General features: G+C 43.9%; 22 protein-coding genes. 7 read left to right on the forward strand and 15 right to left on the reverse strand.

Annotated elements, in window-relative coordinates; translation table 11 throughout:
* The first annotated feature begins 299 nt into the window (after nt 1-299).
* Together V2H45_RS18380 and V2H45_RS18385 are read left to right on the forward strand one after the other, a co-directional pair.
* Nucleotides 300-2,609: a PAS domain S-box protein gene (locus tag V2H45_RS18380; RefSeq protein ID WP_330485128.1), complete on the forward strand. Its 2,310-nt coding sequence runs from the start codon at nt 300-302 to the stop codon at nt 2,607-2,609.
* On the forward strand, nt 2,602-3,843 hold the full coding sequence (locus V2H45_RS18385; protein WP_330485129.1) for a hybrid sensor histidine kinase/response regulator: 1,242 nt from the start codon (nt 2,602-2,604) through the stop codon (nt 3,841-3,843). Before V2H45_RS18380 ends, V2H45_RS18385 begins: the two co-directional genes overlap by 8 nt.
* Nucleotides 3,844-3,899: 56 nt before the next feature.
* Here V2H45_RS18385 and V2H45_RS18390 read toward each other — a convergent pair whose 3' ends face one another.
* The gene (locus V2H45_RS18390; protein ID WP_330485130.1) at nt 3,900-5,300 is read right to left on the reverse strand and encodes an aldehyde dehydrogenase; all 1,401 of its coding nucleotides are present in this window, start codon (nt 5,298-5,300) and stop codon (nt 3,900-3,902) included.
* Between the two features lie 49 nt (nt 5,301-5,349).
* Nucleotides 5,350-6,795 carry a cysteine--tRNA ligase gene (gene cysS / locus V2H45_RS18395; protein WP_330485131.1) on the reverse strand — a complete coding sequence of 482 codons (1,446 nt, stop codon included), beginning with the start codon at nt 6,793-6,795 and terminating at the stop codon, nt 5,350-5,352.
* A 322-nt stretch (nt 6,796-7,117) separates the two neighbouring features.
* Between cysS and V2H45_RS18400 the strand changes: the two genes are divergently transcribed.
* Nucleotides 7,118-7,504 carry a universal stress protein gene (locus tag V2H45_RS18400; RefSeq protein ID WP_330485132.1) on the forward strand — a complete coding sequence of 129 codons (387 nt, stop codon included), beginning with the start codon at nt 7,118-7,120 and terminating at the stop codon, nt 7,502-7,504.
* Between the two features lie 57 nt (nt 7,505-7,561).
* Here V2H45_RS18400 and V2H45_RS18405 read toward each other — a convergent pair whose 3' ends face one another.
* The gene (locus V2H45_RS18405; RefSeq protein ID WP_330485133.1) at nt 7,562-7,900 is read right to left on the reverse strand and encodes a ribbon-helix-helix domain-containing protein; all 339 of its coding nucleotides are present in this window, start codon (nt 7,898-7,900) and stop codon (nt 7,562-7,564) included.
* 529 nt (nt 7,901-8,429) lie between these two features.
* Here V2H45_RS18405 and V2H45_RS18410 point away from each other — a divergent pair.
* Both V2H45_RS18410 and V2H45_RS18415 read left to right on the forward strand, forming a co-directional pair.
* A complete protein-coding gene (locus tag V2H45_RS18410; RefSeq protein ID WP_330485134.1) occupies nt 8,430-9,029 on the forward strand; it encodes a Crp/Fnr family transcriptional regulator in 600 nt (199 codons plus the stop codon).
* Nucleotides 9,030-9,270: 241 nt separating this feature from the next.
* A complete protein-coding gene (locus tag V2H45_RS18415; RefSeq protein WP_330485135.1) occupies nt 9,271-10,977 on the forward strand; it encodes an ABC-F family ATP-binding cassette domain-containing protein in 1,707 nt (568 codons plus the stop codon).
* A 27-nt stretch (nt 10,978-11,004) separates the two neighbouring features.
* On the opposite strand, the gene V2H45_RS18420 is transcribed toward V2H45_RS18415, so the two are convergent.
* Both V2H45_RS18420 and V2H45_RS18425 read right to left on the reverse strand, forming a co-directional pair.
* Nucleotides 11,005-11,616 carry a chorismate lyase gene (locus tag V2H45_RS18420; RefSeq protein WP_330485136.1) on the reverse strand — a complete coding sequence of 204 codons (612 nt, stop codon included), beginning with the start codon at nt 11,614-11,616 and terminating at the stop codon, nt 11,005-11,007.
* A 92-nt stretch (nt 11,617-11,708) separates the two neighbouring features.
* Entirely contained in the window at nt 11,709-12,557 is an 849-nt protein-coding gene (locus V2H45_RS18425) for a hypothetical protein (RefSeq protein ID WP_330485137.1), read from the reverse strand.
* 258 nt (nt 12,558-12,815) lie between these two features.
* Between V2H45_RS18425 and V2H45_RS18430 the strand changes: the two genes are divergently transcribed.
* Nucleotides 12,816-15,410, forward strand: coding sequence for a chloride channel protein (locus V2H45_RS18430; RefSeq protein ID WP_330485138.1), 2,595 nt, complete (start codon nt 12,816-12,818; stop codon nt 15,408-15,410).
* Between the two features lie 20 nt (nt 15,411-15,430).
* Here the strand turns inward: V2H45_RS18430 and V2H45_RS18435 are convergent, their stop codons facing one another.
* From V2H45_RS18435 to V2H45_RS18465, 7 genes are all read right to left on the reverse strand, one after another.
* Complete coding sequence (locus V2H45_RS18435) at nt 15,431-16,132, reverse strand: alpha/beta hydrolase (protein ID WP_330485139.1); 702 nt, start codon at nt 16,130-16,132, stop codon at nt 15,431-15,433.
* Between the two features lie 33 nt (nt 16,133-16,165).
* Nucleotides 16,166-16,348, reverse strand: a complete 183-nt coding sequence (locus tag V2H45_RS25675) for a DUF6920 family protein (RefSeq protein ID WP_408648826.1) — start codon at nt 16,346-16,348, stop codon at nt 16,166-16,168.
* Between the two features lie 145 nt (nt 16,349-16,493).
* A complete protein-coding gene (gene gatC / locus V2H45_RS18445) occupies nt 16,494-16,784 on the reverse strand; it encodes an Asp-tRNA(Asn)/Glu-tRNA(Gln) amidotransferase subunit GatC (RefSeq protein WP_330485141.1) in 291 nt (96 codons plus the stop codon).
* A gap of 120 nt (nt 16,785-16,904) precedes the next feature.
* A complete protein-coding gene (locus tag V2H45_RS18450; protein WP_330485142.1) occupies nt 16,905-17,417 on the reverse strand; it encodes a photosystem I assembly protein Ycf3 in 513 nt (170 codons plus the stop codon).
* Between the two features lie 241 nt (nt 17,418-17,658).
* Complete coding sequence (locus V2H45_RS18455) at nt 17,659-18,441, reverse strand: ABC transporter permease (protein ID WP_330485143.1); 783 nt, start codon at nt 18,439-18,441, stop codon at nt 17,659-17,661.
* Between the two features lie 269 nt (nt 18,442-18,710).
* Nucleotides 18,711-18,998 carry an RNA recognition motif domain-containing protein gene (locus V2H45_RS18460; protein WP_330485144.1) on the reverse strand — a complete coding sequence of 96 codons (288 nt, stop codon included), beginning with the start codon at nt 18,996-18,998 and terminating at the stop codon, nt 18,711-18,713.
* 219 nt (nt 18,999-19,217) lie between these two features.
* Nucleotides 19,218-19,637 carry a hypothetical protein gene (locus V2H45_RS18465; protein WP_330485145.1) on the reverse strand — a complete coding sequence of 140 codons (420 nt, stop codon included), beginning with the start codon at nt 19,635-19,637 and terminating at the stop codon, nt 19,218-19,220.
* Between the two features lie 302 nt (nt 19,638-19,939).
* On the opposite strand from V2H45_RS18465, the gene V2H45_RS18470 reads away from it, so the two are divergent.
* The gene (locus V2H45_RS18470) at nt 19,940-20,320 is read left to right on the forward strand and encodes an AbrB family transcriptional regulator (RefSeq protein ID WP_330485146.1); all 381 of its coding nucleotides are present in this window, start codon (nt 19,940-19,942) and stop codon (nt 20,318-20,320) included.
* A gap of 439 nt (nt 20,321-20,759) precedes the next feature.
* On the opposite strand, the gene V2H45_RS18475 is transcribed toward V2H45_RS18470, so the two are convergent.
* From V2H45_RS18475 to V2H45_RS18485, 3 genes are all read right to left on the reverse strand, one after another.
* Nucleotides 20,760-21,488 carry an urease accessory protein UreF gene (locus tag V2H45_RS18475; protein WP_408648827.1) on the reverse strand — a complete coding sequence of 243 codons (729 nt, stop codon included), beginning with the start codon at nt 21,486-21,488 and terminating at the stop codon, nt 20,760-20,762.
* Nucleotides 21,478-21,993, reverse strand: a complete 516-nt coding sequence (gene ureE, locus V2H45_RS18480) for an urease accessory protein UreE (RefSeq protein ID WP_330485148.1) — start codon at nt 21,991-21,993, stop codon at nt 21,478-21,480. The genes V2H45_RS18475 and ureE overlap by 11 nt, the downstream gene beginning before the upstream one ends.
* An 84-nt stretch (nt 21,994-22,077) precedes the next feature.
* Nucleotides 22,078-22,362, reverse strand: coding sequence for a hypothetical protein (locus V2H45_RS18485; RefSeq protein ID WP_330485149.1), 285 nt, complete (start codon nt 22,360-22,362; stop codon nt 22,078-22,080).
* Nucleotides 22,363-22,681: the final 319 nt, after the last annotated feature.

The raw sequence follows: 22,681 nt of genomic DNA on the forward strand, positions 1-22,681 counted from the left end.
GAGTCCCTTTACGCAAAGATCTCTAGGCGTTGCATTTCATCCTTGAATTGGCGAATCAAGTTTCTGCGATCGAGCCGACATGTTCAAAATTCTTTTAATTTTTACGATCCGTAAATTTCATGCAACGATAACGATCTTTTGAGGCAGTTAATTGCATATAAAGATTAAATTAATGAATCTTGGGCGATTTTTTGAGCTTCTCGTCAGGGTTAAAGCCTATTCGTAGTAACACTCCGTTGAAGATCTGCTATATCTTAAATTGAGTGAATGCTAAATGGTTTGAGCAAAATCCTAACAGTATGCAAGAAGCGCTTACAACTCTAGTTAGTCAAGAACAGATGCACTTATTAGAGTTGATGTTCGAGACATCCCGAGACATTATTGTGATTACGACTTCAGCGCAAGAAGATCTAGTCAATGCTGCCCTCCATACCCCGATAGTCTATGCAAATCCTGCATTCACTAAGTTAGTCGATTGTACGCTGTCAGAAGTAATTGGCCGCACTCGCAGTTCACTTCAGGGCGATCGCATCCATGCCATATCAGATCCAAGCCATTTGACCATTCATCGGGTCGAACTGCATAGCGATCGCCAAAATGGCGAACCCTATTGGGGCGAATTAAGTTTATCTCCAATTACCAATCAAGCAGGGGAACAAACCCATTGGTTAATCATTGAACGGGATATTACCGAACATAAACAAAAAGAAGCCCTTCTCACAGGACAACTTCAGCAAATTACCGACTCCTGTCAGCTCAATGCGATCGCCCTTACTCAGGTAAAGCAAACCCTACAGGATAAAAAAGACTTGCTCCAGTTGTTTATGGATAACATCCATCAGCAAATTTTCTGGAAAGATCGAAACTCAGTATTTCAGGGTTGTAATACAAACTGGGCAAAAGCGGCGAAATTAGAAAGCACTGAATTTATCATTGGCAAAACGGACTACGATCTGCTGCCTAACCGCGAAGTAGCCGATCGCTATCGCGCTCAAGATCGCCAGATTATGGAAAGTAATACGCCCATATTGCATGCGATCGAAATCAAGCAAAAAAAAGATGAGAAAGGGCAACAACGCTGGTTAGATGTCAGTAAAATCCCCTTTCATAACTCGATGGGTGAAGTCGTAGGGCTGCTCTGTACGATTGAGGATATTACAGAACGCAAATTAGCTGAAGATGCTCTAAAAGCTAGTGAGGAGAAACTGCGAAGCATTTTTGAAAATGCCCCGATAGGAATTGTGCTTTGTGATGTGCATGGTTCGTTTGTGGAAGCAAATCCAACCTTTTGTCATATGTTGGATTATACAGAAGCAGAGCTAAAGAAATTAACCTTTCAGGAGCTTACCTATCCATTTGACTTGCATCAAGAGCTAAGCTACGTACAAAAGTGTTTGCAAAATGAAGTTAATCAGTTTCAACTAGAAAAACGTTTTGTCAGAAAAGATAAGCAAAAAGTCTGGGTTAAGCTCTTAGTATCAATGATTAGAGATGAATTCGATCGCCCACTCTATAGTTTGGCTATGGTCGAAGATATCAACGATCGTAAAGAATCTGAGGAAGCCTTAAGACAGAGCGAAGAGCGTTTCCGCAAAATTTTTGAAGAGGGCCCGCTAGGGATGGCAATTATTGGCTTTAATCAAAGACTGATTAAAGTGAATCATATGCTCTGCCAAATGCTTGGTTACTCTGAAATAGAGCTGATGAGTCGTCCTTTCAATTCACTCACCCACCCTGCTGATGCCATTAAAGATGCCATACTCGCAAAGCAACTTTATTACGGCAAAATTCCTCAATATCAAATTGAGAAACGTTGTATTAAAAAAAATCGTGAAGAAATATGGGTGCTGCTCACAGCCTATGTCGTACATGACCAAAATGGCAAGACCATGCACAGTTTGGCGATGATTCGCGATATCACAAAACAAAAACAGGCACAAGAATTAATCGCAGCATCTTTACGGGAAAAAGAAGTCCTAATCAAGGAAATTCATCACCGCGTTAAAAATAATTTGCATGTAATCGCTAACTTATTAGATCTCCAGTCTCAGTATATTGAGGATGAGAAAATCCTGAGCTTATTTAGTGATTGCCAAAATCGCATTCATTCAATGGCCCTAATTCACGAACAGCTTTATCAATCTTCAACCGTAGGAGAAGTAAACTTTAACGAATATATTCAAAGCCTTATCGATAATTTATTTGATTCTTTCAGTACGCATACCAATGACATCAAGCAAGAAATCGATGCGGAAGCCATTACCTTGAATATGGAAACATCCATTCCCTGCGGTTTAATTATCAATGAGTTGGTTTCTAACTCGCTTAAGTATGCTTTTCCAGAGCGTCAAGGTGGATTGATCCGAATTCGCTTTTATGCCGACTATAATACAAATGACAAAGTTTTGCATTTGATCGTGCGTGATAACGGTATCGGCATGAATAGAGATTTTGATTGGCAAAACTCAGGTACGCTGGGTTTGCGCTTAGTTCGTATTCTTACACGGCAGCTAGAAGGAAACCTAGAAGTAGATACAAGTAACGGTACGCAGTTTCATCTAAGTTTCAAAGAGCTGAAGTATAGGGAAAGGTTACATGCTCATGACTAAAGCGAAAATTTTGATCGTTGAAGATGAAGCGATCGCGGCGGAAAACTTGTCAGTTCGCCTGCAACAGCAGGGTTACACGATCACGGGTATTGTTGATTCTGGCATTGAGGCAATAGAGTCCGTCGATCGGCTCCAACCCGATCTAGTTCTAATGGATATCATGATCAAAGGTGATATGGATGGCATAAGTGCAGCGGAGCAAATTTATGCTCAGCATCAAATTCCCGTCGTCTACATGACTGCCTTTGCCGATGAAAAGACTTTAGAGCGAGCCAAGCAAACCGAACCATTTGGATATATTGTCAAGCCGTTTAAGATTCCAGAGCTACGAGCTGCAGTAGAAGTGGCGCTCCGCAAATATCAATCTGAGATGCTAACTCGCCAATCTTTAGAACATGCCCAGGCAATTAGTAATCTTAGAGAAGAACTCGTGGCTTTAGTTTCCCACGAATTTCGCAATCCATTGTCTTCCATTCGGATTGCGACGGACATGTTAGAAGTACAGGATCGAGTTTGGTCTTACGATGAAAAGAAACAACGGTTTCAAAGGATTCGCAAAGCCGTAGATCGCTTGACTGGTTTTCTTGACAATATGCTTACTGCTAGCCAATCAGAATCAGGCAGATGGGAACCTTCGCCTAGCTACTTCGATCTAGAAAAATTCTGCCGAGAATTAATTGAAGAGCTAAAATTAATTTCTGCGGATAGCCACACTATCCTATTCATCAAGCATTTTAACGAAGCGCATCTTGATAGAGGAGAGCAAGAGAATAATTCCCACCCTAAAAATTACCAACAGGTGGCTAGAGATTCTTCGGTCCCACCTGTGTTTATGGATAAAAAAATGCTAGGGCATATCCTGATCAATCTATTATCCAATGCCGTGAAGTATTCATCCTATGGAAGTTCTGTCGCATTAGAGTTGGAATATGTACTCGATCCTGCCCACCAATCTGTTGGTTCCGAGACAAGTTTTTCCAATCCTAGCTTCGTTCGCTTTCATATACGCGATCAGGGTATTGGGATTTCTGCCGAAGATAGAGAACGCATGTTTGAGTCTTTCTTTCGGTCTAAGTATGTGGGAAGTGTCACAGGATTTGGGTTGGGCTTGGCAATCGTCAAAAATTTTGTAGACTTGAGTAAAGGCACGATTGCTGTCGAAAGCGAGATGGGTGTAGGCACTACATTTACAGTAACGCTACCTTGGATCTTTCAATCCGAAAAAATTAGCTAATGCCTAAGGCGAACGGTTGCCTTAAACGGTAGAAATTGGGATCAGAGCGATGGGGATCACTTTATGAATTTTTTTAAGGTCTCTAAGCTAATTTTATAGGGAGGATAGCGCCACTTGAGATCGAAGTGGAAAGAGCTTTTTAGGATGCTTTTGCGATGGGAGAATATATCAAAAGAGGCTTTGCCGTGATAGCTGCCGATGCCACTATTACCTACACCACCAAAGGGAAGCTCTGGGTTGCTAAGATGCACGATCGCGTCGTTCAGACAGCCCCCTCCAAAGGATAGGTCGCGTAAGATCCGCGCTTGCTTTTGCTTGTCGTTACTAAAGAAGTAAAGGGCAAGGGGCTTAGGTTTGGTATTCACAAAAGCGATCGCTTCGTCTAGTTGTTCGTATTCCAAAATCGGCAAAATTGGCCCAAAGATTTCATTTGCCATGACTTTGGCATTGGGCGAAACATTGTCGATCAGGGTGGGGGCAAGATAGCGATCGCAGCGATCGCGATCGCCCCCAATGAGAATATTGCCTTCGTCGAGTAAGCTGACCAGGCGATCGAATTGCGCATGATTGACGATACGGGCAAAATCAGGACTTTGCTGAGGATTCTCACCATAGAACTCACGCACGTATTTCAATAATTTCTCAAGGAGTACAGCTTTGATGCTTTTGGGAACCAATAGATAGTCTGGTGCAACACAGGTCTGCCCTGCGTTATAAAACTTTCCCCAAATTATCCGCTTGGCAGTAACTTCTAGATCGCAATCTTCATCGACAATACAGGGGCTTTTGCCACCAAGTTCTAAGGTTACTGGGGTGAGGTGTTTGGTCGCTGCTTCCATCACGACTTTTCCGATCGCGACGCTACCTGTAAAGAAAATATAGTCAAACTTTTCGGCGAGTAGGGCTTGACTGGTTTCAATACCGCCTTCGATCGCGGCGATCGAGTTAGCCTCAAAATTGCTACGGACAAGTTTGGTGAGCACATTGGATGTATGGGGCGTATGTTCGGATGGTTTCAGTACGGCGCAGTTTCCTGCTGCGATCGCACCGATCAAAGGTTGAATAATCAGAGAAAACGGATAGTTCCAAGGTGCAATAATCAGCACAACGCCCAAAGGCTCGGCATAGATCCTACTTGAACTGGGAAACAGGGTCATCGGAGTGGAAACTTTTTGTGGCTTTGCCCAAGTCTTGAGGTGTTTGAGCGCGTATTTAATCTCAGCTAGCGAGAGCAGCACTTCGCTCCCATAGGCCTCAATCGCAGGTTTGCGTAGATCGGCAGATAATGCGTCGAGAATCTCCTTTTCATGGGCTTGAATTGCTTGAGCCAGCCTCTGAAGTCGTTCTTTCCGAAAACTCAGTTCCTTGGTTTGCCCCGTAGCGAAAAAAGCGCGTTGCTTGGCAAGGATTGCCTTTACGTCAAGATTACTAGCGGAATCACTCACTGAGATCGTCATAATTTATTAAAGGTTCCTCCCAGACATAAGCAAGCTACCAAGTTGCTTTTTAACGCCGCCACCTTGTCGTACCATCGGGTTGATCGATTAGAATAATATTCATCGCTTTGAGTTCGTCACGTAGGCGATCGCTTTCCTTCCAATTCTTTGTCTGTCTTGCTTCCACTCGTTGTTGAATTAATTGTTCGATCAGGATGTCGTTTTCCGCTTCATGGCTTTCAGGTTCGGAATTCTGCGGTGAAGTTTCGGTTTCCAAACCTAAGATATGGGAAAGATAGACAAGGGTTTTCCAAACTTGAACCAAATGCTCGGGGCTGGTTTCTGTCTTGCCCGAGTGAACGAGGATATTACGCTCTGTACGCAGATCTTTCGCTAACTCAAACACAACAGACAGGGCAATGGAAGTATTGAAATCATCATCCATGGCTTCGTTAAAGCGATCGACATATTGTTGAATCCCTCCATAGGCAGGGAGGTCGCTTTGCCAACCAAGTTGCTTGCCAAAATCACGCGCAAACAGTAATCCCTCATGAATGGTTTCCCAGCCTTTGGTTGCCGCGATAATGGCTTCGTTTGTAAAGTCGATTGGCTGGCGATAGTGAGCTTGAAGGATGAAAAATCTTACCACCATTGGATCGTAATGTTCCAAAAGCGTGCGAATTGTCGTGAAGTTGCCGAGAGATTTAGACATCTTCTCGCCTTCAATATTCACAAAGCCATTGTGCATCCAGTAATTGGCTAAGGGTTGATGGGTGACGGCTTCTGACTGAGCGATTTCGTTCTCATGGTGAGGAAATTGCAGATCGGCTCCACCTGCATGAATATCAATGCGATCGCCTAGACGCGATCGCACCATTGCCGAGCATTCAATGTGCCAACCTGGACGACCGTTGCCCCAAGGTGACTCCCAAAAGGGTTCATCAGGCTTGGCAGATTTCCAAAGGGCAAAGTCAAAGGGATAGTGTTTTAGCGGCTCATCCCCATCAACCCGACCGCTTGCCCCTGCCCGCATATCTTCTAGTTTTCGACCTGACAACTTTCCATAGCTGGGGAATTTCTGAACGGCATAATAGACATCACCACCCACCGCATAGGCATAGCCCGCTTGTTCTAAAGTTTGAATCAACGCAATAATCGCTGGAATCGACTCTGTGGCACGAGGATATTCGTCGGCTGGAAGGATGTTCAGATTTGCCATATCGCGATCGTAAGCAGCGATGAATTCCTCAGCAAGTGTTTGCATGGTAATACCACGCTCTTTAGCACGGTTGAGAATTTTGTCATCGATATCGGTAATATTTTGTACGTATCGCACCTCATATTTGGTGGATAGGTATCGCCGCACCATGTCCCACACCACATAGGCTCGCGCATGACCCAAGTGGCAATAGTCATAGACAGTTACGCCACAGACATACATTTTCACCTTGCCAGCTTCTAGCGTTGCAAAATCTTCTTTTTTGCGGGTAAGGGAATTGTAAATACGAAGGGTCACGATGCTTTTTCCTGATTCTGATTGCGAGAGCTCGATCGAACAGCCCCTATTGTAGATCTTGGAGCCGTTTTTGAATAGTTAGGCGTAGCGATCGCGTAGTATCGCTCAAAAGTCACGCATCTAAAATTGCTTAAGCCTTCATAAAACAGATAAAATGGAATGATCATAGGTAAACTAATGGGGCGGTTAAGATTTAAGCGGGGAATTCTAGATCGTACGCAGTAATATCAGTGCTGATGGTAAGCGTAGAGTGATATGTTAGAGATAGATAATCCTTACGTTTGAACTCCTAATTAATTGCATCATTTAAGTTGAGGCAAAGATGTTTAAGACTATTTTGTTCCCTGTAAATCAGAGCCAAGAAGCACGTCAAGCTTTTGATGTGGTGGTTGAAATGGTAAATAAATATCAGGCGAAACTATTTGTGATGTCGGTGGTAGAACCTGAGACCTCCGCAGGCGATCGCGCATCAACTGCCGATCTACTTACAGAAATCACCGAGGCCTTGAGTAAGATGGGCATCCCATCAGAAACAAAACTCGGAGAAGGCAAGCCAGCTTTTGTAATTTGTGACATTGCCGATGAAGTCGCGGCGGATTTAATTGTGATGGGCTCTAGGGGCATGAGTTTAGCAGAAGAACACCCCGATGGCAGCGTCAGCCAAAAAGTGATCAATCTTTCGCCATGCCCAGTTTTGGTGGTTCCTTAATTTTTATAGATAAGCTTTTTACAAACAAGCTACGGACAAGCTGACTTCGCGCTAAGGCTAGGCGGCTAAGCTATCTACACTTAAGGGAACCCAACTACCTTTACTGGTTAACCCTAGTAACATCGATTCAAATGGGCGAATTGCTTTGCCTGTAAGCGCACAGGCTTCTTCCTTTTGGGCTGTAGCAGAGACACTAGCCCTGATTTCATGGCGAGAAATTTTTGCTTTAGGCGCTGCCGTTTCCTGCGTACCGATATAGTGCCAAAGAACGTCACGGATAAGTGCCTGATAGCCCTGATTTCCTGCCAACTCCTTCAGCTTTTCCTTCAACTCGCGTTCTAGACGAATGCTAGTAACTTCCATTTCAGTGGTTGAGGTTTGGTGAAGTGTTTGCATAAACGATTTCCTATACAGTACAAAATTTACTAGACAACATATACTACAAGTGTAGTATATCAAACCGAGATTGTACTATTTTTTTTGCTAAATTTTTTGCGATCGCTGTACCAGCACGAAGAAACGTATTGTAAAAAGAAATTTCTTGTAAAAATCCTGTTTATTCATACTTTCTTCAAGATTAAACTGGGCATGAGGTAAGAATTTTAATTTAAGTTTTGAAGCGAATTGCTTTCCTAGTAATGGTTTGCGCTGAATCCTAAAATAAATCTACGGTAAACTGATGTAATTAGTGTAGATTTTGGTATGATTTTCTGCAAATATGTAAAAGTATTCGATCGACTACACCCATTACGACTCAATGTTGTTCTGCGCTGCGTTTTAACCTGTGAGCTGCCTCAAGACTATTGTTGGCGACTATTTGAATATATGTAGTAATTACCCAGTCGTTAACCTTGACACAGTTACAGATTGCCTGATTCCCTCACTTTTCGATTTTCCAATATCCCTCGTACCCACCTGAAGCATTATGACTACGGTTTTATCGTTTCCTAGTCCCTTACATCCTTCCAATGATATAAATACCTACTTATTCTCACGACATTCAATGTTGCCCTATAGCCCGGATTTTCTATGGCAAATTGAATCTGGCATTGTGCGCACCTTAACTTGGTTCGAAGATGGAAGTGTTGTTACCCTAGGGTTATGGGGTGATGGCGATATCGTCGGTAGCGCTTTATCAACGATGAATCCCTATGATATTGAATGCCTCACCGATGTCAAAGTCAAAAAACTGCCCCGCGAACAATGGCATGAAGCTACAGAAGCCATGGTTTTGCATATCCAGCGCAGTGAAGAGTTCTTAAAAATTGTACATTGCAAGCAAATCGAATCAGCCCTGTTGCAACTTTTAAACTGGCTAGCCAAGCGATTTGGTCGCGCAGTCGATGAGGGGCAACGGATAGAGATGCGCCTCACGCATCAAGAAATTGCCGAAATTATTGGGGCAACTCGCGTAACCATTACACGGACGCTCAGCAATCTCAAAAAACAAGGGGTGATTTTTGTGCATGAGCGATTTATGATTCTCTCTCCCGATCAACAGGCATTCTGGCATTACGAGATTTAACGGTGAGACCTATCGAATTTAGCAATTCGTAGTTATTCATTCGGCAAACTCAGGCGATCGCACTCAGCTAGCACTTTTGAAAAGCCCGCGTTCTGAGTCGAGCCCAAAACTAGAGCTGTCACGAATTTAAGAGAAATTGGTATAACAAGACGTAGTGAAGCAATTACTTTGCTACGTCTCAAATGATGGTAATCTAAGGTAAAGTTTTGTTGCTAAATTTTATCCCATCTTCTCTAACTCTATGCTGCGCCTCGAACATATCCAAAAAATTTATCCTACAGGCGAAGTACTTAAGGATGTGAGTTGGGAGGTAAAACCCGGCGATCGCACAGGTCTAGTGGGTGTGAATGGGGCAGGTAAATCGACGCAGTTGAAGATCATTGCTGGGGAAACCGAACCCACCTCTGGGCAAATTATTCGTCCCGCTAGTTTAAAGATTGCCTATCTCACCCAAGAGTTTGAAGTCGATCCCAGCCGCACGGTTAAAGCTGAGTTTTGGGCTGTGTTCCATGAAGCCAATCAAATTCAGCAAGATTTAGCCGTAGTGCATCGAAAAATCGAGAACCTCAAAGAAGGTGATGATTTCGACCAACTGCTCAAACAGATGGATCGGTTGCAACGTAAATTTGAAGCGTTGAATGGCTACGAGCTAGAAAGTCGAATTGATAAAATCCTGCCCGAATTGGGGTTTGAACTAGCTGATGGCGATCGCACCGTCGATCAATTTAGTGGCGGTTGGCAGATGCGGATGAGTTTAGGCAAAATTCTTTTGCAATCTCCCGACCTGCTGCTTTTAGATGAACCGACGAACCATTTAGATTTGGAAACCATTGAGTGGTTAGAGCAGTATCTCAAATCGCTTAAAACACCGATGGTGATTGTCTCCCATGACCGTGAGTTTTTAGATCGATTATGCACGCAAATTGTAGAAACAGAACGCGGTGTTTCTACCACCTATTTAGGAAATTATTCCAATTATTTGTTACAAAAGGAAGAAATGCGCGATGCTCAAATGAGTGCGTTTGAGCGGCAGCAGAAATATTTAGAGAAGCAGCAGACCTTTGTCGATCGCTTCCGGGCTAGTGCTACCCGCAGTACGCAAGCCAAGAGCCGTGAGAAACAGCTTGACAAAATCGAACGAATTGAAGCGCCTGACAGTCAAGTTCGCACGTTAAGATTTCGCTTTCCCCCAGCTTCCCGTAGCGGTCGTGTCACCGTAGAGGTCAAAGATCTTACCCATGCCTATGGCGATAAGATTCTATTCTTAGGGGCAGAATTGATTATCGAACGTGGCGATCGCGTCGCTTTTGTTGGCCCCAACGGCGCGGGAAAATCCACTTTGTTAAAGATGATTGTGGGGCTTGAGGAACCCAATGATGGCGAGATTACCCTCGGGCATAACGTTCTCCCGGGCTATTTTGAGCAAAACCAAGCAGAGGCTTTAGATTTACATAAATCTGTTTTCGACACGATTCACGATGACTTCCCAAAACTGACGAATGAAGAAGTTCGCACGATTCTCGGACAGTTCCTCTTCACGGGCGATACCGTATTCAAAAAAGTAGCGGATATCAGTGGAGGAGAAAAAGCTCGGCTGGCTTTAGCCAAGATGTTGCTCAAACCAGTCAACTTCCTGATTTTAGATGAGCCGACCAACCATTTAGATATTCCTGCCAAAGAGATGCTAGAGGAAGCACTCAAGAACTACGAAGGCACGGTCGCCATTGTTTCCCACGATCGCTATTTCATCTCGCGGGTTGCCAATAAAATTGTGGAAGTTCGAGAGGGCGAATTACGCGTTTATGCGGGTGATTACAACTATTATTTAGAAAAAATCGACGAAGAACGGCGAGAGGCTGCCCATGCAGCAGCAATGGCAGCTAAAGCTGCGAAAGATGCAGCAAAACGGGCAAAGGAAAAAGAAAAGCAGAAAGCAAAGGCAAAATAGAAATTCTTAAAAGCAATTCCCTAACAATTACAGGCTACTCGGCCCGAGGTATTTAGCGATCGCAGGTGCATAAATTTCATAAATCAGCGTCAAGGGCTTGCCACCATGCCAGAGCAAATAATGCCTTCCCCAATAAATTTCAGGCTGACCAAAGGTTTTGACAAGACCAGGGCTTGACCCCTTGGAAATACCCTGCAGGTCGCGATAGAGTTCGGTATGCTTTTGATTTAGACTTGCCCAAATCGGCAGGGATGGATCGGTAAGGTAGCGATCGATCTGTGCCGTTGACCACCATGATGTGGCATGGGACAAAACCTCACCCGTTTTAGCGCAACGCAACCAAATTTGCCGACGGGTTCGCGGGGCAGGAATTGCCGCGATCGCGTCGGGGGCAAGGTCGTCATCATATCCAATTGGTGCGATCGCAATCACATCAACCACAATCTCAGACTGGGTGAGTAGCTGTAAATGCCGAGTGGGTGCCCCATCGCCGAGCAAAAACATCTGCCAATAGGGTGACATCTGATTGAAAGGTAACCCCTTGCTAATTTCTTCGGCACTACCCTGCCAAATTGGATTAATAATGCTATGCCATGCGGCTGAGGAATTGCTAATTTCTAACTGGGAAGAGCGCTGCATCAGAAAACAACCTTAACAATACTTAATATGCTTTCTCTAATATAACGCTTGTCAGGGATCAATAGGTTCTTTTGCCATAGAGGAGGCGCACTTTATTCACTAATCACGATCGTGCCAGGGAAGCGAATATTTAAGCGATCGCGTTCGCGTGTGGCATTAGAGAAATCAGTGTAGGTTCGGGCTTGAATATACTTGCGTCCTTGATACGAACGCGGAAAAGCATCGGCAGCGATCGCTTTGACGTACTCCAAGGTTGTTTGATTGACTTGGGGCACTAACACCCGAAATGTTTTTTTGCTAGAGCTAGTGTTATTGGGTGTAGTTGTGGGAGGAACTGCTGCACTGGTTGAGGCATGGGGCAACCCGATCAGGCTAGCACTGACTGCTTGGGAAGCAAAACCTCGGCTGCGTAAGTTTGCCGCGATCGTATTGGCAACTTGGAAACTCGATAAAGGAGAAGCCAAAATCACTTGACGGTTTGCAAGGTTGACCAGTTGTGCGTGGGAAATAGTTGCTGCCTGCACCTGTTGCAACGTTAGATTGGGATCGGCAGCAGGTTCGACAATGACAGAAGCTCCTCTGAAGTTGGGAGAGATTTCAGCATTATCCAGTATGAAAGAATACACGATCGCATCGAGACCCATTTGGCGTAGTTGCGCCACTCGATAGGAAGCAGCATTAAGGTTATTGAAATTGCCAAAAAAAGTTATGGAGTTTGCCATGTAACCGCAGGGAATGGCAGAGATTGCTAAAAATTCTGGCAACTGGGGCAGCAAATTACCTGGTCGATTTACTAAAACCACATAACTGCTGGTTCCTAACTGTTGGCAAGTTTTTGCAGGTAAAACAACTGAAACCTGTGCAACAGCTTCAATACTGATGGCGGCAGTTAGCACAAACGATGCTAAAAAAAAGACCTGACTAAACCGCAATTTCAGCATTGTAAATTCCTTGCTTCCCGTGGGTCAAACCTTAAGGACATTTGCAATAGATCGAGCAAATGTCTCAATAGGATTTAGACATGAACTATGCCCAAAAGTTTCCAAAATATATCATAGATCACCAGTATGGAAATGGAGGAAATTTCCTCTAGCCTTGTACAGGTCAGCAAAGCGGTCAATCTATTGAGTTGGAAAAGACTTGTAAATATAGCGTTATGATGGGAAGCGAAATCCTGCAATCGGTTTAGACATTTGAAGATGATACCTTCTTTGCAGAAATGGCTGAACCCAAAACGTCTAGCGCTTTTGGAAGCCTGTTTAATCGGTTTCGTTGCTGCCTTGGCTGCCGTCCTGCTCAAACAGGGCATTGGATGGTTAGGAGGGTGGCGCATCCAAATCTCGCACGATCTACCCGCATGGTTCGCACTTCCAGTCATTGGTTTGACCTGTGGCTTTCTATCGGGATTTTTGGTCGAACAATTTGCAACTGAAGCTTCAGGCAGCGGTATTCCTCAAGTCAAGGCTGCCCTAGGATATATTCCCATTGCGCTCAATTTGCGCGTCGCAGTTGTAAAGCTGGTCAGCACAATCTTGGCGCTTGGTTCAGGTCTAGCTCTCGGGCGTCAGGGGCCAACGGTGCAGATTGGGGCAGCACTGGCAGCACAGGTAAGTCATTGGATACCCACTTCTCCAGAATACCAGCGTCAACTGATCGCGGCAGGTGCAGCGGCAGGACTAGCGGCAGGATTTAACGCCCCCATCGCTGGGGTTTTATTTGTGATTGAAGAACTGCTTCAGGATGTTTCTAGTCTGACCTTGGGGACTGCCATTCTTGCGTCATTTATTGGGGGTGTAGTTTCGCGCATTTTGGGAGGACAAAATCTCAATGCTGGGATGACTGCAATCCAATTTTCTACCCAAGAAATTCCATTTTTGCTGTTACTTGGACTTCTAGTCGGCTGTTTTGCAGCCCTCTTTAATCATGGTGTGCTTGCTGTAACCCAATGGAACCGTCGTATCTTTAAGGTGGGACTGCGTTGGCGCATTGCGATCGCAGGCTGTTTTTCGGGCATGGCGATCGCGTTCTTACCCAATGATTTTCGAGACAGTACGGGTTTGCAATTGTTTTTAGCCATGGGGCAATCAGACTGGTCGGCTACGTTGGGAACCTTTATCGTGCGATTTATACTCACGCTCATTGCCTGTAGTGCTGAGACCCCTGGAGGTTTATTTGCCCCCAGTTTGATTTTAGGAGCCGCTCTAGGCTCCTTAGTAGGAAGCTTGGAACATTCCTTATTAGGCGGTGGATACCTTGCTACCTATGCACTTGCAGGAATGGGGGCTTTTTTTGGAGCGGTGGCAAAAGTGCCATTTACGGCATTTGTGATCGTTTTTGAAATGACGATGGATTTTAATATCATTCTGCCGCTGATGATTACTAGTATCGTGGCATATCTCTGCGCTGAGAAGTTAGCTCCTGGTTCTCTATATACACACCTATTGGAACTGAAAGGGATTTTTCTCCATACAGAAACCCTCGGGGAGGGGCTATGGGCGGGATTGAGAGCAGTTGATGTCATGCAACGACAGGTAGAGACACTTACGACTGAGATGGGTATTCATGAAGCAATGCAGTCATTTGCCCGATCGCATCATCGTGGCTTTCCTGTCTTAACAGGCGATCGCTTGGTTGGAATTATTACCCAGACCGATCTTGTCAAAGTTCAAGAGCGAAAGCTGTCAGGGGAGACATCGATCAGCGAAATCATGACTAAAAATCCTGTTACAGTCAGCCCAGAAGATAGTCTTACTCAAGTTCTCTATCTTTTGTCCTATTACAAGCTCTCTCGCTTACCTGTCATCGATCGCCACAAGTTGGTGGGAATTATCACCCGCAGCGATATTTTACGGGCTGAGGTCGATAAATTACGGGGAGCCAATTTGCAGACAAATAAGCCATCTTATCTGGTCTATCAGAGGCGCGGTACTGCTACGGGTAAAGGAAGGCTGCTCTTGCCTTTAAGTAATCCACAAACAGCTACTCACTTAATTGAGATTGCTAGTGCGATCGCAGGATCGTTGAATTATGAATTAGAGTGTCTGCATGTCATCTGCATTGCCCCGCACCTCTCTCCATCAGAAACTACAGTGGATATAGCCGCAAGTCTAGAACTGTTTCAACCTGCGATCGCGGCTGCCGAGATTAAGCAAGTTCCGATCCATATGCAGGTGCGCGTAGCCCATGATGTCGGACATACACTTTTAGAGGTAACACGCGATCGCCACATCGATCTGCTTTTAATCGGTTGGCATGGGAATCCTTCTTCCCCCGATCGCATATTTGGGAATACCGTTGACATTGTGGCGCGGCAAGCTGATTGCGATGTCATGCTGGTTAAATTTAGCGATCGCTTACAAACTTCTAGCGCATCCCATCAAGGGAATATTTCCTTTAATCGTTGGCTGATTCCTATTGCTGGGGGGCCAAATACTGAAAATGTGCTGCGGTTTCTTCCTGGCTTACGCTCGCTTGCCTATTTATATCGTCCAAAGATCTGTCTCTGCCAAGTGTTCTATTCTTCCGATCGAGAGCATGATTCTAGCCTGTTAGACAAATATGCGGACGCAGTGGATCGAGAACTTCAGGTATCCGTTAACGCCCTATCCATATGCTCTAAATCCATTGCCGATGCGATTGTCGATCTAGCCCATCAAGAAAGAAGCGATCTAATCATTTTAGGCGCAAGCCGAGAAAGCATTTTACAACAGATGGTTCATGGAAATATTCCTGAAGCGATCGTGCAAAATAGTGATAGTACGATTATCATTTTTAGAAAGGCGACAGCCCTATAGTGGCAAATATTCTGCTGGTATTATGCTGAAGTAATTTTGTGTGGAGGCAACTCTGCATCAAAAAATTTGGCGACACCTGCCGAGACTTCTTTGCCTTGAATATCCAAAGGCATTACGTGATCTGAGCGATCAAACCATGCAATGGTGACTTTCCCAAGAACCTGAGATTCTATCCACTGACAAACCCTCGAATCAATTACACGGTCTTGATGGGAATGGGCTACATAGACGGGGCATGAAATCTTTGACAGGCGATCGCGGCTATATTGAGATATTTCCTGCAAAATGCCAGTGGCATGGGCATTACTAAATCGATAACTGGGATTGTAGATCGACAAAGCGATCGGATTCCATAGATAGAGAATCTTCCACCATCCCAATAAGAAAAGTGGAATTCTCGCCCAGAGAGGTAATAAAAGTGCTGGTGCTGTGGTAGCGATCGCATCGACAAGTCCTTCGCTGGCTATAGCCAAGGCCAATGTTCCTCCCATAGACTGCCCATAAAGCCCGACAAATTCATACTTTGTTCTTGCGATCGCAATCTCTTGACGAATCGCTGCCAGTATATTCTCTAGGGTGAGATCTAATACGGCTTGCTTTTGTTCGGTAATTTCAGCATATCCATGACAGGGTAGGAGGGGTGCGATCGCATCTATGCCTAACTCGTAACATGCGTTTGCGATCGGGCGAACTTCGTAAGGGGTTGCGAAAAATCCATACATGCGCACAGTCGCGCTCCAGACTAAGCCACGACTCTAGCAGATGACTTGTTCGGCTTTAAACGGTAGCCAATCTTTCAATTTAATCTCGCCATGCATACGCAAACGTACGGCTGAGGCAAGCTTCGTTTCAGGAGCGATCGCATGTTCGAGATATCGTCTTACGGTTTCTAGGCGATCGGAAAATTCATCTGGGCGAAAGACAGACCGATCGGGTATTGCTTACTTCCAGAGTTCGTTGAGAGTGATATCTTTAGTCATGCTTACCTCTAGCTTTTAAAAACAGTGCAGTTAGTCAAAACCACCCTTGAGTTACAAAAAGCGAGTTAACACGAGTTAAATGGAACTTTCTTATTCGTAACCGCTAACCCATAATCTGGGGAACTCGGAAAAAGTCGTCTTCTCGCTCGGGAGCGCAGTCCAATAGCGCTTCTCGATCGTCATTGAGAACCAAAATATCAGGGCGAGTGATGTTTACGGTGGCGATCGCGCGGGTTGTCGGTTCCACGCCTTCTAAAAGAGGATCTAACTCATTGAGCTGTTGGAAGTAATCCAAAATGCTATCTAGCTGAGAGGTGAAAGCAATTTCCTCGGCTTCACTTAAATGCAATCTGCCTAAGTTGGCAACGTGCTGTACTTGTTTTCTGTCAATCATAGAATCGGAATTAGGCAGTAAATTAAATCGTAAAAAAGACTATACAAGCATTCATAACGCGATCGCTGACTGCATCACTTCAAAAAAGCCAACAGCCAATGGCTAATCGCTAAAAGCTAATTAGAAAAATACGTTAATATCAGCTCTACCCGTTGTTTTTAACCAGTTTTGCGCCTCAATGTAGTTGTTCGGAGCAATGCGAACTGCTCTAACCCAATATTCTGCGGCTTGGGTAAAAAATTCTTCTGCGGCTTCTTCGTCCTCTGATTGCTCGCCCTTGTAGTGATAAATCACGGCAATATTATTTAGCGCCTGTGGTAAACGGGGATTGAGGTCGATCGCTTGATGGTAGTGTTCTAAAGCTTTGTCATGATCGCCATTACTCGCAAAAATCAGCCCCATGTTGTAGAGAATGTAGCTGCGATCGTAGGCGTTATCCTCTAGCTTTAATGCCTCTTCGTAGTTTGACAGAGCTTCGGCATATTCGCCATCGCCTTGGGCTGACATACCATCGCGGTAATAGGCAAAAGCCTCTTTTTCTCTTTGGCTAGCGGGAAATAGTTTGAGAATGGTGTCAGCAATGACGGTGAAGGTTTGATCGACGAAATTATCGTTGCGTTGAGATCTAGGCATAGGTTCTAGGCAGAGGGGTTAAGCGGGAGGTTTAATCGGGACAGGTTAAAAGAATTTAGCTATAAAGAGCAAAACAGATGGTTTTCTTAGCTTTGTTTCTTGAATGTAAACAATTTGAGATCGTGCGTTATCTCTCATAAGGATATCAAAAGCCCTATAGGTTTTTAAGAAACCTCACACAGATTTAGCTTTTCAGTGAATTCCAGCTCAATGTCTTAGCTCAATGTCTTAGCTCAATGTCTTAGCTAGAGGCACTGGTATAAAAGCGCAAGGCAAATCGCCAGAAAACACGAGAAGCCATGAATAGCGCGATCGCTAAGCCTCCCGATCCCACAATCCAAGTCAGATCGCCCCTGCCTAGCAAAGTCTCCGATGGAACTGTCGTGAGGAAAGCCACAGGCATTACAAATGTAAAAAAGAAACGATAGGCTGTGGGGTAAGCAACCATGGGGTAGCGTCCAGCTTCTAATAACCCCCTGAGTACTTCGGTGACATTGTAAATTTTGACAAACCAGATGCTGGTTGCACCCAACATAAACCAAATGCTATAGAGACTAATCAGGCCAAACACTAAAGGAATGGCACTTAGAAAATAATTAGTTACCCCCAACTGCAAATGCAAGCCTGCATAGCCAAGGATGGCAAAGCCAAACACCAGATCGGGAAAGCCCCAAGGGGAGATCGTACGAGCCGACAACCAAAACTGACTGCTAATCGGTTTTAACAGCACAAAGTCTAGCGTGCCTCTTTGGACGTGATCGACGATGCGGTTGAGGTTTGGCACTAAAAAAGTACTCGAAAAGCCTTGCAGAATTGTAAAGGTTCCCAAGACCGTCAAAGCTTCTTCCCATCTCCAACCCGCAAAGGTATAGCCATTGCGATAAAACAAAAATAGCCCAAATAGGCTACCCGCCAAATTCCCGATGCTACTCAGAGCAGCCAAAACAAAATTGAGCCGATATTCCATCTCAGCCGCGATCGCCGTTTCCCAAAATAATTTCAGCGTCAGCCAATATCTTTTCATTTACCTATAATAATGCGCTGTTGGGTTCAGGTTTCCACGATGTCAAAATCGCGCCTATTCTATCCTCACATACCATTTAGGATTGCGATACGATCGATAATGTCACGAAAAACTTTGGTAACCCCAATAACCTGCTGCCAGAGCGTAGAACCTCAACAACTTTGTCAGATTCGCGAAGTCCAAAATAAACAACTCCCCAACATTGTTAGAGAGTTGCTTGAAAACTTAAGTCAAAAAATTGTTGATGGTAGAACGATTAAATTCTGACCTTAATAGCGACTTTTAGAAGCACGACCGCCGCCAGGACTACGCTCTTCGCGTGGTTTTGCTTTATTTACTTTTAGTACGCGCCCCATCCATTCTGCTTCATCAAGCGCTTGAATAGCGGCATCTTCTTGAGATTCGTCCTCCATATCAACAAAGGCAAAACCTCTCATGCGACCGGTTTCCCGATCGGTGGGTAATTGTACCCGCTTGACCGTACCATACTCAGTAAAGACATCTGACACGTCTTCCTTGGTAGCTTGGTATGACAAGTTACCTACATAAATCGTCACAGTAAACTCTCTCCAAAAAAACTTAAAACTCAAGATACACGATCTAGATTCGGATAGAAATGCTGATTGGTAAAATCATATTTCTATGAAATCGAACCTTGATATGTGTATAAGTTTACCCTCTTGTAATTTCAAATTGGGTAAACTGCACTACAAAGATTGTTTAAGAAATTTTTTCTTAAGAAAGTTCATAAAATGCAATACATGAAAGCATCTCAGTCACGATCCACTAGAATTAGAGTCTGGATTTGAAGCAAGAGATTCTATCTCAGCAAAGGTGTTTAAGAGCAACAATTTTGCTTGCAATTCCCATCCCCATTTTTGCAAAGCGATCGCACCTGCGGCATTCGATAAAGCAACCAATAAGCCAATTGGCTCATTAAAAGAAGCAGCACCCAGTAACCCCAAACCTGCAATTCCCCAAAAAGGCAATGCTACAACTTGTCTTTGCTCAGCCACCAGTTGTTTGATCCCACCAGGTACCATTTCAGTGAGTAGTGCTTCCCGTACCTGTTTCTGTTCAGATGCTGACACCGATAAACCGATTTTACGCCGCAATTTCTCAATTTTGCGAGCATTAGTACTGTATTCGGTTAGTTCATTCTCTGCGAGTTTAATTAGTCGCTCAAATTGGCTCATTGTTATATGAATTGACAATAACGTTACAAATCAAGACCTAAGCTATAAAGTTTTTAGATTTAATAACAAGAAATATCATAATCTAAACTAGAGGGAAAAGAATGTAAGGTTAATGCATGAATTGTGCCCACGATTCTAGGTAGAGAAAAAACTGCTTGTGAATCATGATTCCGTAAGCCTAGCTAAATACAGACAAAAACTGTAAGAATAGTCGCTCGATATTTTAATTAAAAGTTTGACTAATTTCGTACTTATCTTGGATACTAAAGATAGTAATTGTCTGTTGAAACTATTAGAAACTGATGGCTAAAATCAAACAACCTGTAATGCTAACTGGTGAGGCTTTGTTACAAAAGGTCAAAGAGCTAGAAAATTTATCTAAAGAAGAAAAGGCAAAAGCTTGCGGTTACTCGACAGTCACGAAAAATGGACAAGATCGCGTTAACCTAATGAAGTTTTATAATGCTTTGATGGATGCTGATGGGTTAAATTTAGATGGCAAAGGGAATGGCAAAGGTGGGCGCAGCGCTAGTTATCGCGTTAGCGTTCAAAAAAATGGGAACTTACTGATTGGCTCTGCCTATACGCAACAAATGGGTCTTCAGCCCGGCGACGAGTTAGAAATTAGATTGGGTCGAAAGCATATTCATCTCCGTCAAGTTGGAGCAGATGACGTAGAATAAAATCTGTTCCTGCCGACTAAAATGTAGTTTGAAATCCTAGCTAGAACGTTATTTTAAATGCAATCTAAACGTAACCTAGCTAGTCTAAGTACTAGAATCAAAAACTAGAATCTAACTCAGTAGCTTGAGATAGGGAGTTTAGAAATATTCAGAAGCTTAAACATCAACGAGTGTAAAGGCCACAATCTAGTGTAGCTTGCAATCACAGTAATTAGCTATCAGGAATAAGGTATCCACACCTAATGATGAATGATTTCTAGCCGATCTATTCAAGCAATATGAAAACACGTAGTTTTATCGCAATAAATGACTTACATTTGAAATAAACTCCGTTTGGGATAAGAAAATCGAATACCATTTTAAAAAATAATGCAACGCACTTTTTGAAAAGACTGCGTTCTACATGGAACCTAAAACTTGCGCTGTTCCCGAATTTACGTTAACTACGGAATAAGCGACTGTACTGGGTTTCATGGGTCATACTGGCGATCGCTAGTCCCCAACTACAGCTTTCCATTCGATCGTCAGCAAGCGTCAGCAGCGAATCCTGCGATCGCTCGATTTGGGCGTTAAAATCAAACAGGATCTGCTGTCCTACCGTTTGCCCTAGGGGAATCAGCTTTACTGCTGCACTCACTAAATTTGCCAACCAACTATGCAGATAAGCCATTAGTGCTAACTTTTCATCAATTAGCCATATTGCGGCTGTGAGTCCGTAGGCGATCGCGAGATTGCATCCCTGTCCTTCAGAATTCTCTCTAAAGCTGGGCAGCGAAGACACCAGTTTTGTGAGATTGGGATCTGCGGTTTCAAGAGAATTTCCATTCATATCGCTAACGAGTTTGAGCAGAGATTGCCCCATTTGCCAGCTTTGCAGGCGTAATTCCTCAGTTTCTCTGGTGGCTGACAACCAATCATTCCAATACTTGAGCGCGTTCTCATCTTCCTGCTGGGTTGCTCGATAGGCTCTGAGCATCACCGCAGCTTCAATCCGAATTGCTCCATACTGTAGCTCTTGTCCTAACCAATGTTTTAAATCCTCTTGGTTTTGAATGACGCCGCGATCGCAGAGGGTTTCTAAACCTTCAGAGTAACTATATGCGCCGATGGGGAGAGCGGGACTTGCCAACTGTAACAGGCGTAAAAGCTGAAAGTTCTTAGCGATCATGATTGTGTGCGTGAGAATGTCCGCGATCCGAATGGCTGTGACTAGAATGAGAGCTGCTTCCATAGGCTCCAGATTCGGGCTGGAAAGGTAAAATCTCTTCTTTGACATGTAGTCCTAGCTGTTCCAACATGTTTTGTAAAACCGAATCGGGTGACAATCGGAGATATTCTGTAGTGACTTCTAAGGGAACGTGACGATTGCCTAAGTGATAGGCAGCTCGCAACAACTCTAAGGCACTATGGGCTGTCGCTGTGATTACAGGCTCTGGCTTAGCAATTACTTTCACAAGAACCGATTCATGGTTTTCTCCTTTGAGTAAATCGCCATCAAGAAGCACAGTCCCCCTAGGCAGTTGTAGGTTGACTTCTTTACCTTCCACGGTTACGAAGCGATGTCGGCTGCGCGTGCGTTCTTCTGCATCCAGCGCTAATGTGAGGGTCTGGAGAACGCCCTGTTCTGCTGAATTTATATTTTGAGTAGAGAGACGTTGGGTTAAAACTAGCATAGAAGAGTTCGCGAATTTGGCGTAATATTTGATAGAAGGTTTGGACAAGAGTTTGGGCAAAAGAATCAATAATGAGATGCTTTATCACACATCTATATCTCCATATTGTGATTGATGCCTAGAGCCCCATGTCCCCAGAAAATCATTGATTTCTTGAGCTAACCATTCTTGTTCGTTTCTGAGCAATCCAAATCCAAATTTATGAGAGGAAGTGCCATGAGTTAAGCATAACTGGGTTTGAAAAGGTGTTTTTTTTAATGTTTTGAAATCCACGATTTTAATCGATCGTAAATCTTGGATTTTGCCACTTATTTGACGCTTAATTCCTAAAAAATCCCAATTAAGGCTAAAACTGCGATCGCTCATCATGAAGTAAACCTTGGTGAACTCTGACACAAAAAAATAATCGGTTTCCAATGTAAAACGCAATGGATAAAACAATGGAACCAATAGGAGAGAAATCAGAAATGCCAACTTAAATACTGCGTAATATAGAATTGAAGCCACTAAGAGTATCATTAACAAATTCAAAATGATTAGGCTAGGTATCAATAGCGCCAGTAAACTCACCAAACATCCATTCGCAAAACATCCAGCTTTTGAGTTTAATCGATCGATAAACTTATGTACTGGATCTAAGTACAGGACAAAAGATTGAGAGCATTAGAAAAGGCATCAGCGTTGAGTT

The organism is Tumidithrix elongata BACA0141, assembly GCF_036349135.1.
GTDB classification, from domain to species: domain Bacteria; phylum Cyanobacteriota; class Cyanobacteriia; order Pseudanabaenales; family Pseudanabaenaceae; genus Tumidithrix; species Tumidithrix elongata.

Coding starts and splice junctions, on each gene's coding strand:
- V2H45_RS18380 (WP_330485128.1), top strand. CDS start 300: ATGCAAGAAGCGCTTACAACTCTAGTTAGTCAAGAACAGATGCACTTA.
- V2H45_RS18385 (WP_330485129.1), top strand. CDS start 2,602: ATGACTAAAGCGAAAATTTTGATCGTTGAAGATGAAGCGATCGCGGCG.
- V2H45_RS18390 (WP_330485130.1), bottom strand. CDS start 5,300: ATGACGATCTCAGTGAGTGATTCCGCTAGTAATCTTGACGTAAAGGCA.
- V2H45_RS18400 (WP_330485132.1), top strand. CDS start 7,118: ATGTTTAAGACTATTTTGTTCCCTGTAAATCAGAGCCAAGAAGCACGT.
- V2H45_RS18405 (WP_330485133.1), bottom strand. CDS start 7,900: ATGCAAACACTTCACCAAACCTCAACCACTGAAATGGAAGTTACTAGC.
- V2H45_RS18410 (WP_330485134.1), top strand. CDS start 8,430: ATGACTACGGTTTTATCGTTTCCTAGTCCCTTACATCCTTCCAATGAT.
- V2H45_RS18415 (WP_330485135.1), top strand. CDS start 9,271: ATGCTGCGCCTCGAACATATCCAAAAAATTTATCCTACAGGCGAAGTA.
- V2H45_RS18420 (WP_330485136.1), bottom strand. CDS start 11,616: ATGCAGCGCTCTTCCCAGTTAGAAATTAGCAATTCCTCAGCCGCATGG.
- V2H45_RS18425 (WP_330485137.1), bottom strand. CDS start 12,557: ATGCTGAAATTGCGGTTTAGTCAGGTCTTTTTTTTAGCATCGTTTGTG.
- V2H45_RS18430 (WP_330485138.1), top strand. CDS start 12,816: ATGATACCTTCTTTGCAGAAATGGCTGAACCCAAAACGTCTAGCGCTT.
- V2H45_RS18435 (WP_330485139.1), bottom strand. CDS start 16,132: ATGTATGGATTTTTCGCAACCCCTTACGAAGTTCGCCCGATCGCAAAC.
- gatC (WP_330485141.1), bottom strand. CDS start 16,784: ATGATTGACAGAAAACAAGTACAGCACGTTGCCAACTTAGGCAGATTG.
- V2H45_RS18450 (WP_330485142.1), bottom strand. CDS start 17,417: ATGCCTAGATCTCAACGCAACGATAATTTCGTCGATCAAACCTTCACC.
- V2H45_RS18455 (WP_330485143.1), bottom strand. CDS start 18,441: ATGAAAAGATATTGGCTGACGCTGAAATTATTTTGGGAAACGGCGATC.
- V2H45_RS18465 (WP_330485145.1), bottom strand. CDS start 19,637: ATGAGCCAATTTGAGCGACTAATTAAACTCGCAGAGAATGAACTAACC.
- V2H45_RS18470 (WP_330485146.1), top strand. CDS start 19,940: ATGGCTAAAATCAAACAACCTGTAATGCTAACTGGTGAGGCTTTGTTA.
- V2H45_RS18475 (WP_408648827.1), bottom strand. CDS start 21,488: ATGATCGCTAAGAACTTTCAGCTTTTACGCCTGTTACAGTTGGCAAGT.
- ureE (WP_330485148.1), bottom strand. CDS start 21,993: ATGCTAGTTTTAACCCAACGTCTCTCTACTCAAAATATAAATTCAGCA.
- V2H45_RS18485 (WP_330485149.1), bottom strand. CDS start 22,362: ATGATGAGCGATCGCAGTTTTAGCCTTAATTGGGATTTTTTAGGAATT.